This is a genomic window from Rathayibacter sp. AC182, assembly GCF_979253875.1.
The window spans coordinates 205,284-220,271 of record NZ_CEEDEK010000004.1; the positions used below are offsets into that span (position 1 = coordinate 205,284).

Here is a 14,988-nt window from a genome sequence, read left to right on the forward strand (position 1 = left end):
CGGGTCTCGGGCTAGTCTCTGCTCTCTATGGACGACGTCGACCCCCGCCCCCCGCGCGCCCGGCGGCTCCCCGCCGACGTGGTGCGGGAGCGCATGCTCTCCGCCGCGCGCGGCGTGATCTCGCAGAACGGTCTCACCGTCGGGTTCGCGCATCTGCCGATGGAGGAGTACATCCGCCTCGCTGACGTGCCCCGCAGCTCCGTCTACCGCCTCTGGAGCACTCGCGAGGAGTTCGTCGCGGATCTGATCGGCGAGGTGTTCGTGCACGACCGCTACGCCGGCGGGGACGATCCCGAGGCGCAGGAGCTCATGCGGGAGGTCTACGAGCGCCACTCCGACCGGCTGGGCACCGCGACCGGTCGGCGGGCCGTGGCCTGGGAGATGATCCGGATCGGCGCGAACGCCAATCTGGCGAACCTGCGCCGCTCGGTGGACTGGTCCTCGTACAACGCGCTGCTCGCCTGCACGTTCTCGATGGAGGAGGGGCCGGCCCGCGAGGCCGTGCGCGCCACCGCGAAGCGGATCGAGACGATGCTCACGCACCGCATGCAGGTCTTCTACCAGGAGATGCTCGACGTCTTCCAGGGCAGCCTGCGTCCCGGATTCACGACCCTGCAGCTCGCCCACCTCACCGCGATCGTCATCGACGGCCTCGCCCACCGCAGCCGTCTGATCGACGGGGACCTGGACGAGGTGATCACGGCGCCCGGGCTCACCGGCGAACCGGTCCAGTGGCACCTGGCGTCGTGGACCATCCGCTCGATCGTCGAGGGGATGCTCGAGCCTCCGGCCGACGACTAGGCCGTGTCGGGCACGATCTCGCGTTCTCAGCTCGTCCTGATCGCACGATCTGCAGCGATCCCGTGCTCGACCCGTCTACTCCTCCGGGACCGGCTCGCAGAAGCCGTCGATCAGCATCATCACGCCGGCCACCACCAGACTGGGAGTCTGCGGTCGGGCGGGGTCGAGGGGCCCGGTCACCAGTGCGGGGTCGGCGATCCTCGCGACGCAGAGCCCCTCGATGTACGCGGAGATCGCCGAGGCGAGCGCCGTGTAGGCGTCGCCGTAGACCGGCCGGACCCTCAGCCCCGCCTGGGTGAGCGTGTGCCGGTAGTACTTCGCCATGTTCTCGACGAAGTGCTGCTGCCGCTTGCGCAGCGCGTCGTGCAGGACGCTCCGCGCGAGGTCCTCGTGCGACTCCACCGTGCCGGCGAGGGCGATGAAGTTCCGCCAGTGCCGTGAGGCGAACGTGTTCTCGTAGTTCGCCTCGATCGCGACGGCGACGGAGGCGACGAGGGTCGCGCGCCGCTGCTCGGGCCCCGCCTGCTCGTCGGTGTTCTGGTGCAGGTAGGACGCGCCGACCTGCAGCGCCGGCTCGTCGAGCCGGTTCGAGAGCAGGCGGTCGGGGATCCGGGTGAGGAGCTCGTCGAAGTAGTCCTGCCTGCTCGGCCAGATGCGGTACGCCGTGCTCCGCGGGACGCCGGCCGACCGGATGAGGTCCTCGAGCGGGAGGTGGGAGACGCCCACCCGGAGGCCGCCGGTGCGGACGGCCTCGGAGACCGGCGTCGAGGAGCCTGGTCCGCACCTGCTCCCGGCTGAGGCGCGGGGCCCGCGGGGACTCCGACGGGTCGGGATTCTGGGTCATGCGCACTCCGGCGGGATGCGGAGGCTCCTTCGTCGTCCCCCGATGGAGGGAGCGTAGCGCGTGCCCGACGCTCGTCGGAGACGGGCGCGGCCCGCCTCCTGCTCGGAAGCCGGGCGGACCGCGCTGCCTGTCCCCCAGGTGGCCGCCCCTTCGGCCTCTTTCACGGTAAGCGCAGTCCTCCGGGGGCGGTCAAAAGACTGGGACATCGTGTCGCGAAGCGATGAGTGGAATCCCGTGGTCGGCGAGCCGCCCGGGCGTTCAGCGCACCGGGCGGCGGCGCGCCTCCTCCGAGGGCGGGAGTCCGCGCAGCACCGCCGGCGAGCGGTCCTCGCCGCTGCGCGGCCCGGCGAGGACGGCCGCGACGGCGTCGGCCGCCTCGGCGCCCGCGCGCTCGGCCAGAGCGGTGTTGCGCATCAGCTTCGCGTGGTGGCACGGGCTCGCGTCGATCCGGACGACCAGCGACGCCAACCGCACGGCGTCGCCCAGCCGGGCCAGCGGGTTGAGCTCGGCTACGACCGACGGCACATCGGGGAGCGTCATCAGCGTGTAGCGGCAGGTCGACACGGCGTACTCGTCGACACCGGCCTCGGCGGAGCTCGCCCCGACCATGATGTCGCCCAGATCGACGTCGCCGACACCGGTGCCGAGCAGCGAGGCGACCCTCACCCGGATGTCACCCGCGAGCGCGACCACGTGCACGCTCGCCGGCCAGGGCGGGAGCTCTCCCAGCTCGGTCGATCCGGTCCGCATGGCGATCCCCGCCCGGCTCGAGAGAGCGTCGATCATCGGCATGCCGGTGCACTCGCCCGCGTTCGTCGCGTCCTCGGAGGCCGCCTCGCCGCAGGAGGCCATCAGCGCCGCGAAGCCCAGGCGGCTCTGCGGCTCGAGGCCGGCCACCATCGCGGGGCTCACTCCTCCCGTCGAGTCGATGATCTCCCCCAGCCGCTTGGCGACGTCCGAGCCGGTGTTCGGAGTGCCGAAGGTGATCACGTCCGAGACCAGCGACTCGACGGGGACGCCGTCCACGTCCTGGCTCAGGGCCTGCCGCGCGGCCAGCCCGCCCATCGAGTGCGCCACCACGATCGCGCGGTTCCCCGTCGCCTGCACCAGGCACGAGAGGGAGGAGGCGAGCGCATCGCTGATGCCGGGATCGGTCACCCACCGAGCGGAGAGGTCCCGGTAGTCGAAGGTGTAGACCGCGGAGCCCTCGATGTTCTGCAGCCGCCCGATGACAGAGCGCTCCGAGACCGTCTCGGGCTCGTCGACGCCGTTCACGGCCACGAGGTCGACCAGGTGCGAGAAGGCGCCGGTGCGCGTCTCGTCGTGCGTCGCGGTGCCGAGCCAGCCGTGCAGGACGACGATCGGGACGCGCGCGGGGGCGTCGACCGTCCGCACCTCGTCATCGGGGAGGACGGGGGCGAGCTGCGCCGCTCCGCAGGAGGACGGCACCGCCCCGGCCGCGACGGCCCTGTCCGCGGGCAGCACGACAGCACCGACCACCACGAGAAGGGCGGCCAGCACGACGACCACGAGTCTCATCCGCGCGTTTCCTCACCGCTGCGATCCCGACTGGACGGGCACGGGGCGGGCACCCCTCGAACGTGTGTCGAGTCAATCATCCGTGCACGGGGAGCGGCGGGACTTGCCCGGATCGGTCGACCCCCCGTGCGGGTGACCGAGAACGACGAAGGCCCCGCCGGTGTCCCGGCGGGGCCTTCGCTCACTCAGTCCGTGCTCAGCTGTAGTTGCCGGGCTCGTAGCCGTCGCTCGAGAACGAGTCGAAGTCGACGAACGAGAGGTCGGCGTCGCTGAACGCGGCGTCGTCGGCGAAGATGCGGTTGGGGTACCGCTCGGCCTTCGCCTCCTCGGTCGCCTCGACGGACACGTTGCGGTACTTCGGGAGACCGGTACCAGCCGGGATCAGCTTTCCGATGATCACGTTCTCCTTCAGGCCCAGCAGCGGGTCGCGCTTGCCCTCCATGGCCGCCTGCGTCAGGACGCGGGTGGTCTCCTGGAAGGACGCGGCCGACAGCCACGACTCGGTCGCGAGCGAGGCCTTGGTGATTCCCATGACCTCCTGGCGGGCGGACGCGGTCCGCTTGCCCTCGGTCAGAGCCGCACGGTTGACCTCGCTGTAGCGCGAGCGGTCGACGAGCTCGCCCGGCAGCAGATCCGTGTCGCCGTGGTCGACCACGGTGACCTTGCGGAGCATCTGACGGACGATGACCTCGATGTGCTTGTCGTGGATCGGCACGCCCTGCGAGCGGTAGACGCCCTGGACACCGCCGACCAGGTGCTTCTGCACCTCGCGGACGCCCAGCACGCGCAGGACCTCCTTGGGGTCGACCGTTCCGACGTGCAGCTGCTGACCGAGCACGACCGACTGGCCGTCCTCGACGAGGAGCTGCGAGCGCTTGAGCACCGGGTAGATGACCGCCTCGTCGCCGTTGTCCGGCTGGAGGATGAGTCGTCGGGCCCGGTCGGTGTCCTCGATCGTGATGCGACCGGCGGCCTCCGCGATCGGCGACGCGCCCTTGGGGGTGCGGGCCTCGAAGAGCTCCTGCACGCGGGGAAGACCCTGCGTGATGTCGTCGGCCGAGGCCGATCCACCGGTGTGGAAGGTGCGCATGGTGAGCTGCGTGCCGGGCTCGCCGATCGACTGGGCCGCGATGATGCCGACGGCCTCTCCGATGTCGACGAGCTTGCCGGTGGCGAGCGAGCGGCCGTAGCAGGCCGCGCAGACGCCGACGGCCGACTCGCAGGTCAGGACCGAGCGGACCTTGATGTGACGCACCTCGGCGCCGACGAGCTTCTCGATGAGGACGTCTCCGACGTCCTCCCCGGCCTCCGCGATGACCTCGCCGGCCTCGTTCGTCGCCGGAGTGGCGAGCGAGCGGGCGTAGACGGAGTTCTCGACGTTGGAGTCCTGGATCCAGGCGCCGGTGGCGTCCTGGAGCATGATCGGCAGCTCGAGGCCCTTGGTCGTGCCGCAGTCGTCCTCGCGGATGATGACGTCCTGCGAGACGTCGACGAGACGACGCGTCAGGTATCCCGAGTCCGCGGTGCGGAGCGCGGTGTCGGCCAGACCCTTGCGGGCACCGTGCGTGGCGATGAAGTACTCGGCGACCGACAGTCCCTCGCGGTACGAGGAGATGATCGGTCGGGCGATGATCTCGCCCTTCGGGTTGTTCACCAGGCCGCGCATGCCCGCGATGTTGCGGACCTGCAGCCAGTTTCCACGCGCACCGGACGTGACCATCCGGTTGATGGTGTTGTCGGTCGGGAAGTTCGCGCGCATGGCCTTGGCGACCTCGTCGGTCGCCTCGGTCCAGATCTTCACGAGCTCCTGGCGACGCTCCGCCTGGGTCGTCAGACCCTTGTCGTACTCGGTCTCGACCTTCGCGGCCTTCTTCTCGTAGCCCGCGATGATCTCGGGCTTGGAGGGGGCGTGAGGATGTCCGACAGGGCGACGGTGACACCGGACCGGGTGGCCCAGTAGAAGCCGGCGTCCTTGATGCGGTCGAGCGAGGCGGCGACCTCCACCTTCGGGTAGCGCTCCGCGAGGTCGTTGACGATCCCGGAGATGGTCGTCTTGTCGGCGACCTGCTCGAAGTAGGGGTAGTCGACCGGCAGCGCCTCGTTGAAGAGCGCGCGGCCGAGCGTCGTGTCGAGCAGGACCGGCGCGGTGACCTTGCCGGTCTCGTCGAGCTCGACGCCCTCGGGTGCGGTGCCCTGCGCGAAGTAGACCTCCGACATGCGGATGCGGACCTTCGAGTTCAGGTGCAGCGAGCCCTGGTCCTTGGCGAGGATCGCCTCGGAGACCGAGGAGAACGCACGTCCCTCACCGGCGGCACCCTCGCGGATGGTCGTCAGGTGGTGGAGGCCGATGATCATGTCCTGCGTGGGCAGGGTGACCGGACGGCCGTCCGAGGGCTTGAGGATGTTGTTCGACGCGAGCATCAGGATGCGCGCCTCGGCCTGGGCCTCGACGGACAGCGGCAGGTGGACGGCCATCTGGTCGCCGTCGAAGTCCGCGTTGAACGCGGCGCAGACGAGCGGGTGCAGCTGGATCGCCTTGCCCTCGACCAGCTGGGGCTCGAAGGCCTGGATGCCGAGTCGGTGCAGCGTGGGCGCGCGGTTGAGCAGGACGGGGCGCTCGCGGATGATCTCCTCGAGCACGTCCCACACCTGGGGGCGCGAGCGCTCCACCATGCGCTTGGCGGCCTTGATGTTCTGCGCGTGCGACAGGTCGATCAGGCGCTTGATGACGAACGGCTTGAACAGCTCCAGCGCCATCTGCTTGGGCAGGCCGCACTGGTGCAGCTTGAGCTGCGGTCCGACGATGATCACCGAGCGGCCCGAGTAGTCGACGCGCTTGCCGAGCAGGTTCTGGCGGAAGCGACCCTGCTTTCCCTTGAGCATGTCGCTCAGGGACTTCAGGGCGCGGTTGCCGGTACCGGTGACGGGGCGACCGCGGCGGCCGTTGTCGAACAGGGCGTCGACGGCCTCCTGCAGCATGCGCTTCTCGTTGTTCACGATGATCTCGGGGGCACCGAGGTCGAGCAGGCGGCGGAGACGGTTGTTGCGGTTGATCACGCGGCGGTAGAGGTCGTTCAGGTCGCTCGTCGCGAACCGGCCTCCGTCGAGCTGCACCATCGGGCGCAGCTCCGGCGGGATCACCGGGACGACGTCGAGCACCATCGCGGCCGGCGAGTTGCCGGTGGCGAGGAACGAGTTGACGACGCGCAGGCGCTTGATGGCGCGGATCTTCTTCTGACCCTTGCCCTCGGCGATCTGCAGGTGCAGCGTCTCGGCCTCGGCCTGGAGGTCGAACTGCTCGAGGCGCTTCTGATCGCCTCGGCGCCCATGTAGGCCTCGAAGTAGACGCCGTAGCGGTCGACGAGCTCGTTGAAGACCGCGTCCTCGGGCTTGAGGTCGCCGACCTTGAGGGTGCGGAACTGCTCCCACACGCTCTCGAGCCGCGCGATGTCCTCGTCGAAGGACTTGCGGATCTGCGACATCTCCTTCTCGGCGCCGTCCTTGGTGCGGCGCTTCTGGTCGCTCTTCGCGCCTTCCGGCCCGAGGGCGGCGAGGTCGGTCTCGAGACGGGCCAGAGCGGTCCGCGATGCGGGAGTCGCGCTGGTCGGAGAGGGTCTTGATCTCGAGCCGGAGCTCGTTCTCGAGGCCGGGCATGTCGGCGTGACGGCCGTCGTCGTCCACGTCGATGATCATGTACGCCGCGAAGTAGATGACCTTCTCGAGGTCCTTCGGCGCCATGTCCAGCAGGTATCCGAGGCGCGAGGGGACGCCCTTGAAGTACCAGATGTGGGTGACGGGGGCGGCGAGCTCGATGTGGCCCATCCGCTCGCGGCGGACCGAGGACTCGGTGACCTCGACGCCGCAGCGCTCGCAGACGATGCCCTTGAAGCGGACCCGCTTGTACTTGCCGCAGGAGCACTCCCAGTCGCGGGACGGTCCGAAGATCTGCTCTCCGAACAGGCCGTCCTTCTCGGGCTTGAGGGTGCGGTAGTTGATGGTCTCGGGCTTCTTCACTTCACCGTGCGACCAGCGACGGATGTCATCGGCCGTCGCGAGGCCGATGCGCAGCTCGTCAAAAGTTGTTACGTCGAGCAATGTTTTCTCCTTGTCGGAAAACAGGGTGTCTCGTCAGAGACGGGAGGTCGGAGCGGGTCGCCGGATCAGATGTCGTCGACGGAGGACGACTCGAACCGGGAGGAGATGTTGATGCCGAGCTCTTCCGCAGCGCGGTAGACCTCGTCATCGGTGTCGCGCAGGCTGACCGCGGTGCCGTCGGCCGAGAGGACCTCGACGTTCAGGCACAGGGACTGCATCTCCTTGATGAGGACCTTGAAGGACTCGGGGATGCCCGGCTCCTGGATGTTCTCGCCCTTGACGATCGCCTCGTACACCTTCACGCGGCCGAGGATGTCGTCCGACTTGATGGTGAGGAGCTCCTGGAGCGCGTAGGCGGCGCCGTAGGCCTCGAGGGCCCACACCTCCATCTCGCCGAAGCGCTGTCCACCGAACTGCGCCTTACCACCGAGCGGCTGCTGGGTGATCATCGAGTACGGGCCCGTCGAGCGCGCGTGGATCTTGTCGTCGACGAGGTGGTGCAGCTTCAGGATGTACATGTAGCCGACCGAGACCGGGTCCGGGAAGGGCTCCCCGGAGCGGCCGTCGAACAGCTGCGTCTTGCCGGACGAGCCGATCAGGCGCTCACCGTCGCGCGTCGGGGTGGTGGAGTCGAGGAGCCCTGCGAGCTCCTCCTCCGCCGCGCCGTCGAACACGGGGGTCGCGACCTTGGTGCCGGGCGCCGCCTCGCGGGCGTGCTCGGGCAGGCGCGCGGCCCACTCCGGCTCGCCGTCGACCTTCCAGCCCTGCTTCGCGATCCACCCGAGGTGGATCTCGAGGACCTGGCCGAAGTTCATGCGGCCGGGGACGCCGAGCGGGTTGAGGACGATGTCGACCGGGGTGCCGTCGGCGAGGAACGGCATGTCCTCGACCGGCAGGATCTTCGAGATGACGCCCTTGTTGCCGTGGCGGCCGGCGAGCTTGTCGCCCTCGGTGATCTTGCGCTTCTGGGCGATGTAGACGACCACGCGCTGGTTGACGCCCGAGCCGAGCTCGTCGTCGCCGTCCTGCGCGTCGAACACCTTGACGCCGATGATCGTGCCCTGCTCGCCGTGGGGCACCTTCAGCGACGTGTCGCGGACCTCGCGGCTCTTCTCGTTGAAGATCGCGCGGAGCAGGCGCTCCTCGGCCGAGAGCTCGGTCTCGCCCTTGGGCGTGACCTTGCCCACGAGGATGTCGCCGGGGCGGACCTCGGCGCCGATGCGGATGATGCCGCGCTCGTCCAGGTCGGCCAGGAGCTCCGGGCTGACGTTGGGGAGGTCGCGGGTGATCTCCTCCTTGCCGAGCTTGGTGTCGCGGGCGTCGACCTCGTACTCCTCGATGTGGATCGAGGAGAGGACGTCGTCCTTCACCAGGTTCTGGCTGAGGATGATCGCGTCCTCGAAGTTGTGTCCCTCCCACGGCATGAACGCGACGAGCAGGTTCTTGCCCAGCGCGAGCTCGCCGTTCTCGGTGGCGGGACCGTCGGCGACGACCTCGCCGACCTCGATGCGCTCGCCGGCCGAGACGACCACGCGGTTGTTGTACGACGTGCCCTGGTTGGAGCGGTCGAACTTGCGCAGGAAGTAGGTCTGCAGTGCCGCCCTCGTCCAGCTGGACGGTGACGGAGTCGGCGGAGACCTCCTGGACCACGCCCGCCTTGTCGGCGGTGATCACGTCGCCGGCGTCGATGGCCGCGAAGCCCTCCATGCCGGTGCCGACCACGGGCGACTCGCTGCGCAGCAGCGGGACGGCCTGACGCTGCATGTTGGCGCCCATGAGCGCGCGGTTCGCATCGTCGTGCTCGAGGAACGGGATGAGGGAGGTCGCGACCGACACCATCTGGCGCGGGGAGACGTCCATGTAGTCGACGCGGTCGGCGTCGACGAGCTCGACCTCTCCGCCCTTGGGGCGGACGAGGACCTTGCCCTCGGCGAAGTGGAAGTCCTTAGTGAGGGGGGCGTTCGCCTGGGCGACCAGGTACTCGTCCTCCTCGGACGCGGTGAGGTAGTCGATCTGCTCGGTGACGCGACCCGCGACGACCTTGCGGTACGGGGTCTCGATGAAGCCGAACGAGTTGATGCGCGCGAAGGACGCGAGCGAGCCGATCAGGCCGATGTTCGGGCCTTCCGGGGTCTCGATCGGGCACATGCGGCCGTAGTGCGACGGGTGGACGTCGCGGACCTCGACGCCGGCGCGCTCACGGGAGAGACCGCCGGGGCCCAGCGCCGACAGGCGGCGCTTGTGGGTCAGGGCCCGCGAGCGGGTTGTTCTGGTCCATGAACTGCGACAGCTGCGACGTTCCGGAAGAACTCCTTGATCGCGGCCACCACGGGGCGGACGTTGATCAGGGTCTGCGGCGTGATCGCCTCGATGTCCTGCGTGGTCATGCGCTCGCGGACGACGCGCTCCATGCGGGACAGTCCGGTGCGGACCTGGTTCTGGATCAGCTCGCCGACCGCGCGGATGCGGCGGTTGCCGAAGTGGTCGATGTCGTCGACGTCCAGGCGCAGGTCGACCGGGGCGCCCTCGCGCACGCCCGGCAGGGTGGTGCGTCCGTCGTGCAGCGCGACCAGGTACTTGATGGTCGCGATGATGTCCTCGACCGTCAGGACCGAGTCGGACAGCGCCTTGTCGATGCCGAGCTTGCGGTTGATCTTGTAGCGGCCGACCTTCGCGAGGTCGTAGCGCTTGGAGTTGAAGTAGAAGTTGTCCAGCAGCGCGCGCGCGGCCTCGGCGGCGACCTGCTCGCCCGGACGGAGCTTGCGGTAGATGTCGCGGAGAGCGTCCTCCTTGGTGAGGATGTTGTCCTTCTCGAGCGTCAGCTCGATCGACTCGTAGCCGGCGAACTGCTCGAGGATCTCCTCGCTGGTGAGGCCGAGGGCCTTCAGGAAGACGGTGACCGACTGCTTGCGCTTGCGGTCGATGCGGACGCCGACCTGGTCGCGCTTGTCGATCTCGAACTCGAGCCACGCACCGCGGCTCGGGATCACGCGAGCGGAGTAGATGTCCTTGTCGGACGTCTTCTCCTGCTGGCGCTCGAAGTACACGCCGGGCGAGCGGACGAGCTGGGACACCACGACACGCTCGGTGCCGTTGATGATGAACGTGCCCTTCTCGGTCATGAGCGGGAAGTCGCCCATGAAGACCGTCTGGGTCTTGATCTCACCCGTGAGGTGGTTCATGAACTCGGCCTCGACGTACAGCGGGGCGGCGTAGGTCTTGCCGCGCTCCTTGCACTCCTCGATCGTGTACTTCTCGGGCTCGAGGTACGGGTTCGTGAAGCTCAGCTGCATCGTCTCGCTGAGGTCCTCGATCGGGGAGATCTCCTCGAAGATCTCGTCCAGACCGGAGTTGGCGGGGAGGTCCTCCCGGCCGGCGGCCTTCGCCTCGGCGACGCGGGTCTTCCACGCCTCCGAGCCGACGAGCCAGTCGAAGCTCTCGGTCTGCAGTGCGAGCAGATCCGGAACCGTCAGGGTGTCGCTGATCTTGGCGAACGAGAGACGCGATGCGCCGCGTCCGTTCTTGGGTGAGGTGGTGGTTGCGTTGGGCGCAGCAGCCAAGGAAGGAACCTCCGTAGACCCTCGCGGGTCTCAATCTGTGGGATGTGTGGAGTGGGCTCCCGCCGGGCGGGCCGACACTCCCCTGTCCGCACGCCGCAGGGACCGGTTCGACGCGGTCTTCGGGGTGGGGGCTAGAGTGTGGCATCGGCATCCACCATCTGATGCCGGGTTCCGGTGACCTGCCTACCGCAATATGAGGGCGTGGGTACTCGGGAGCGCAAAGTACAAATATAGATGCATCGCGCCACGCCGCGCAAGTGCTGATCCTTGCGCCGTGTCCCGGGGTCCGGTATACGTCCGCCGCCGAGCGGACGCCGCGCCCCTCCTCCGGCGCCGTCCCTCAGACTGAGGGGATGCAGGAGAGAACCGGCCGCCGACGCGGCGACGACGCCGAGCACCCCCGAGCCGTCCTGGCCAGCGGCTTCCTCGCGACGATCGAGGCCGACCGCCACGCGTCGGACGCCGCCACCCTCGTCGTCGACGGCACCCCGCAGTCGCACGTCGACCTCGCTGACCCGACCCACCTCTCGTTCGAGTACGTGCGCCGCATCGGGCATGCGATCGACCTCCTCGCGCCGGAGGGCGAGGCCGTCACGGCTCTGCACCTGGGCGCGGGCGCTCTGACGCTCCCCCGCTACGTCGCCGCGACCCGGCCCGGCTCCCGGCAGCAGGTCGTCGAGATCGAGGGCGCGCTGGTCGAGCTGGTGCGGGAGGCGCTCCCGCTCCCCCGGGGCGCGCAGATCCGCATCCGGCAGGGCGACGCCCGCGAGGTGCTCGGCAAGCTGCCGCCCGGACTGCTGGGCAGCATCGACGTCGTCGTGGTCGACATCTTCTCGGGCGCGCGCACTCCCGCCCACGTGACGAGCGCCGAGTTCTACGCGTCGATCGCTCCGCTGCTCGCGCCGCGGGGAGTCGTCGCGGTGAACGTGGCCGACGGAGGGGCGCTCGCGTTCGCCCGCGCGCAGGCCGCGACCCTCGCCTCCGTCTTCACGCACACCGCGATCGTGACGGACACGCAGATGCTCAAGGCGAAGCGCTTCGGCAACGTGGTGATGCTCGCCTCCGCCTCGCCCCTCCATCTGGACGGGCTGCCCCGGCGCCTCGCCTCCGACCCCGCGCCCTCGAAGCTCGTGCAGGGGCGGGAGCTCGAGAACTTCGTGGCGGGCGCCTCGGTGGTCACCGACGACACGGCAACCCCGTCTCCGCTGCCCGCGCGGAGCATCTTCCAGGTGCGCCGCGGCTGATCCGCCCCGACGGCCCGGCGGCCTGCGCGCGTCACCCGGGGAGCCGGCGCGCGTGCCCGTAAACTGGACCGGCCGCAGCGGCCTCCCGCCCGTCGCGCACGACCTGCGACGCACCGGATCCGCAACCCACGAGGAAGCACTGCTCTGAGCATCATCATCCGCCATGACCCCGCGACGCTCCGCGAGGAGATCGACGTCGACGCCGCCCAGGAGCGCCTCGAGGAGATCGGCGCGCTGCGCTCTCTCGCCGCCCTCACCGAGAAGACCGAGCTGCTGCGCCTGCTCGGTCGGATCGACGAGGCCTGGGACGTGGCCAACGAGGCCGTCCGCCGCACCCGCTTCTCGGGCGACCGCGCCGAGCTCCTCACCGCGCGCGTGCGCCGCGCCCGGCTCATGCAGCTGCGCGGGCGCACCGACGAGGCGCTGTCGGAGCTCGCGCTCTGCGTCGAGGAGGCGAAGACCCACGAGTGGCACCTCGAGCACTCGTTCGCCCTCAAGCACCGCGGCCTGACCTTCTTCGAGCTCGGCGAGTACGGCCGGGCGGCCCGCGACTTCGACGCCGCCACCGCCCTCGGCGAGCGCGTCGGCGTGCCGGAGGAGGAGCTCGAGATCGCCCGGCTGGGCGTCTCGGCCGCGACCGAGTTCCAGGGTGGCGCGGCGCGCGACCGCGCCGACGGCTCCGTCCGCGGACGTCGCAGGGCCGACGGCGCGCACGACGCGGCGACCACCGACGACGCGGCGACGACCGACGACGCCGGCACGACCGACGGCGCCGACCGGTCCTGACGGCCCCTCGAACGGGAGCACGGACGCGTGGCTGAGCTCGAGCAGGTCTCTCGATGGGCCGAGGAGCTCTTCGCCGAGCACCTCGACGACTCGTGGAGCTTCGGCTTCGACCACGCGCGCACCCGCGGGGGCGCCTGCCACTGGAGCGACAAGCGGATCACGCTCTCGCGTCATCTCGCGCCCCGGTGGAGCGACGAGGAGGTGCGGCAGACGCTGCTGCACGAGATCGCGCACGCGCTCGCCGGACCCCGTGCCGGTCACGGCGCCGGGTGGCGGAGGATCGCCGCGGACCTCGGGTACACGGGGGCGCGCACGCACAGCAACCCGACCGCCGACGAGCTCGCGCCCTGGGTCGGCGCGTGCCCGAGCGGCCACGTCTTCTACCGCCACCGCCGACCCGGCAGGCCTCTCGCCTGCGGCCGCTGCGCTCGGCGCTTCGAGCCGGCGAACGCCATCGAGTGGCGCCGCCGCTCGGTCCCGTCGGCGTGAGCACGACCGGCGGTCCTCGCGCGATCCGGGGCCGCGCTCCGAGCACGGGGCAGTGGCTCGAGGAGGCCGACGGGCGCCGCTGGTGGTTCGACTCCGGCAGCACGGCGCTCGACTTCGCGTACACGGGTCCGATGCACGGCGCTCCCGGCGAGCGCCTCGACTCCGACGGCGCCCTGGCGTCCTGGCTCGCCGCTCGCTTCGACGCCGTCGGCGAGGAGGCGCGCGACGCGCGACTGGCCGACGCGCTCGTGCTGAGGGACGCGATCGCGCGCCTCGCCCGGGCGGCCGAGCGGGGCGGCTCCGGCGCGGGCGACGCGGGCGACGTCGACGTCGTCAACCTCTTCGCGGCGATGCCGGACATCCCCCCTGCGCTCTCCGGAGGGACGCGGCAGGCGGGGCGGACGAACGCCGCGGCACGACAGGCGCTCTCGACGATCGCGCGCGAGGGCGTGGAGCTGCTCGGCGGATCAGGGGCGGGGCGGTTGCGGCGCTGCGCCGCCGAGGACTGCGGGATGCTCTACCTCGACACCTCGCGGGCGGGGTCCCGCCGCTGGTGCTCGATGCAGCGCTGCGGCAACCGGGCGAAGGTCCGCGCGCACCGCAGCCGCAGCGCGGCGCGCGCGGACGGCCGCTAGGACCTCTAGTCGATGACGCGGACCTCTTTCCAGAACGCCACGTAGCCGGAGAAGTCCTTCCCCACGCGGTCGAACGCAGTCGGGTACGGCGTCGGGTACGACCAGGCGCGGTCCTTCAGGAGCCCGTCGTCGGACTTCACCGAGAAGTACTGGCACTCGCCCTTCCACGGGCAGGTGTAGGGCGTGTCGCTCGGCTCGAGCAGCTCGGTGGCGACGCTCGAGGGCGGGAAGTACCAGTTGCCCTCGATCGAGATGAGGTCGGAGTCGGGGGCGTCGGCGAGGACGACGTCGTTGAGGACGGCTTTCATGCGGGCCAGCTTTCGGGAGGGTCGCGTGCGCGGTGGGAGCGGAGGCGCTCCTTGGGAACGCTACGCCGCTGGGGGCCCGGTGGTCGAGTGGGCCGCCGGGCGCGGGGTGCTCAGCACCGTCACGGCGTCGACGGTGTCGACGCGGGCGGCGGCGGCGACCTCGGCGGAACGCCCCGCCTCCTTCAGAGCGCGGCCCGACGGGGAGGCGGAGAGCAGGTGGGAGCAGGCCCGTCGCAGTCCGTCGAAGGAGGCCGACGCGACCGCGGCGTCGGGCGAGGTGTGGTCGATCCCGAGGGAGATCAGGGCGTCGATCAGCGCGCCGGCCGCGAGCTGGTCCTCGAGGGCGAAGCGCGTCGCCCCGCTCTCGTCGGTGTCGCCCGCAGCGACGACGTTGACGCTGGTGCGGCCGCCGTTCTCGTGCTGGCGCTCGAGGATCCAGCGCGCGACGGCGGTGCGGTCGGCCAGGCCCGCCCGCACGACGTGGCCGTCGACCGACCCGGTGTCGAGGCCCGGCCCGCCCGGCAGCGCGTCGACGACGACGGTGATGTGCGCCGGAGCGAGCACCCGCAGGGCCCGCGGGCCCCAGTCGAAGCGGATCTGGTAGGTCGACTGGTCGTGGGCGGAGGACGCGGCGTTCACCCTGACACGGTACCGGGCGCATACACGGCCGAGCGCTCCCGCGCACCC

General features: G+C 70.4%; 11 protein-coding genes and 1 pseudogene. 5 read left to right on the plus strand and 7 right to left on the minus strand.

The window, feature by feature from the left end:
- Nucleotides 1–93 precede the first annotated feature (93 nt).
- Nucleotides 94–801: a hypothetical protein gene (locus AC0CII_RS09310; RefSeq protein ID WP_465229219.1), complete on the plus strand. Its 708-nt coding sequence runs from the start codon at nucleotides 94–96 to the stop codon at nucleotides 799–801.
- 75 nt (nucleotides 802–876) lie between these two features.
- On the opposite strand, the gene AC0CII_RS09315 is transcribed toward AC0CII_RS09310, so the two are convergent.
- From AC0CII_RS09315 to rpoB, 5 genes and pseudogenes are all read right to left on the minus strand, one after another.
- Nucleotides 877–1,527, minus strand: a complete 651-nt coding sequence (locus AC0CII_RS09315; protein ID WP_465229220.1) for a hypothetical protein — start codon at nucleotides 1,525–1,527, stop codon at nucleotides 877–879.
- A 376-nt stretch (nucleotides 1,528–1,903) separates the two neighbouring features.
- Nucleotides 1,904–3,184, minus strand: coding sequence for an esterase/lipase family protein (locus tag AC0CII_RS09320; RefSeq protein ID WP_465227894.1), 1,281 nt, complete (start codon nucleotides 3,182–3,184; stop codon nucleotides 1,904–1,906).
- A 196-nt stretch (nucleotides 3,185–3,380) separates the two neighbouring features.
- On the minus strand, nucleotides 3,381–4,985 hold the full coding sequence (locus tag AC0CII_RS09325; protein WP_465229221.1) for a DNA-directed RNA polymerase subunit beta': 1,605 nt from the start codon (nucleotides 4,983–4,985) through the stop codon (nucleotides 3,381–3,383).
- A gap of 29 nt (nucleotides 4,986–5,014) precedes the next feature.
- Nucleotides 5,015–7,279 (minus strand): DNA-directed RNA polymerase subunit beta', encoded by a 2,265-nt coding sequence (gene rpoC / locus AC0CII_RS09330; RefSeq protein ID WP_465229222.1) that lies wholly within the window; start codon nucleotides 7,277–7,279, stop codon nucleotides 5,015–5,017.
- A gap of 65 nt (nucleotides 7,280–7,344) precedes the next feature.
- Nucleotides 7,345–10,839: pseudogene (rpoB, locus tag AC0CII_RS09335) on the minus strand (DNA-directed RNA polymerase subunit beta).
- Between the two features lie 353 nt (nucleotides 10,840–11,192).
- Here rpoB and AC0CII_RS09340 point away from each other — a divergent pair.
- The 4 genes from AC0CII_RS09340 (at nucleotide 11,193) to AC0CII_RS09355 (ending at nucleotide 13,993) form a co-directional block, all read left to right on the plus strand.
- Nucleotides 11,193–12,083 carry a spermidine synthase gene (locus AC0CII_RS09340; RefSeq protein ID WP_465229223.1) on the plus strand — a complete coding sequence of 297 codons (891 nt, stop codon included), beginning with the start codon at nucleotides 11,193–11,195 and terminating at the stop codon, nucleotides 12,081–12,083.
- 309 nt (nucleotides 12,084–12,392) lie between these two features.
- The gene (locus AC0CII_RS09345; protein ID WP_465227893.1) at nucleotides 12,393–12,869 is read left to right on the plus strand and encodes a hypothetical protein; all 477 of its coding nucleotides are present in this window, start codon (nucleotides 12,393–12,395) and stop codon (nucleotides 12,867–12,869) included.
- 27 nt (nucleotides 12,870–12,896) lie between these two features.
- Nucleotides 12,897–13,358, plus strand: a complete 462-nt coding sequence (locus tag AC0CII_RS09350) for a SprT-like domain-containing protein (protein WP_465227892.1) — start codon at nucleotides 12,897–12,899, stop codon at nucleotides 13,356–13,358.
- Nucleotides 13,355–13,993, plus strand: a complete 639-nt coding sequence (locus AC0CII_RS09355; RefSeq protein ID WP_465227891.1) for a CGNR zinc finger domain-containing protein — start codon at nucleotides 13,355–13,357, stop codon at nucleotides 13,991–13,993. Before AC0CII_RS09350 ends, AC0CII_RS09355 begins: the two co-directional genes overlap by 4 nt.
- A 5-nt stretch (nucleotides 13,994–13,998) precedes the next feature.
- On the opposite strand, the gene AC0CII_RS09360 is transcribed toward AC0CII_RS09355, so the two are convergent.
- Nucleotides 13,999–14,301 (minus strand): DUF427 domain-containing protein, encoded by a 303-nt coding sequence (locus tag AC0CII_RS09360; protein ID WP_207403199.1) that lies wholly within the window; start codon nucleotides 14,299–14,301, stop codon nucleotides 13,999–14,001.
- A gap of 60 nt (nucleotides 14,302–14,361) precedes the next feature.
- Entirely contained in the window at nucleotides 14,362–14,940 is a 579-nt protein-coding gene (locus AC0CII_RS09365) for a 2-phosphosulfolactate phosphatase (RefSeq protein ID WP_465227890.1), read from the minus strand.
- Between the last annotated feature and the right edge of the window lie 48 nt (nucleotides 14,941–14,988).

Bases quoted from the DNA above. Each gene is read 5' to 3' on its own strand.
- AC0CII_RS09310 (WP_465229219.1), top strand. From the start codon at position 94: ATGCTCTCCGCCGCGCGCGGCGTGATCTCGCAGAACGGTCTCACCGTC.
- AC0CII_RS09320 (WP_465227894.1), bottom strand. From the start codon at position 3,184: ATGAGACTCGTGGTCGTCGTGCTGGCCGCCCTTCTCGTGGTGGTCGGT.
- AC0CII_RS09340 (WP_465229223.1), top strand. From the start codon at position 11,193: ATGCAGGAGAGAACCGGCCGCCGACGCGGCGACGACGCCGAGCACCCC.
- AC0CII_RS09360 (WP_207403199.1), bottom strand. From the start codon at position 14,301: ATGAAAGCCGTCCTCAACGACGTCGTCCTCGCCGACGCCCCCGACTCC.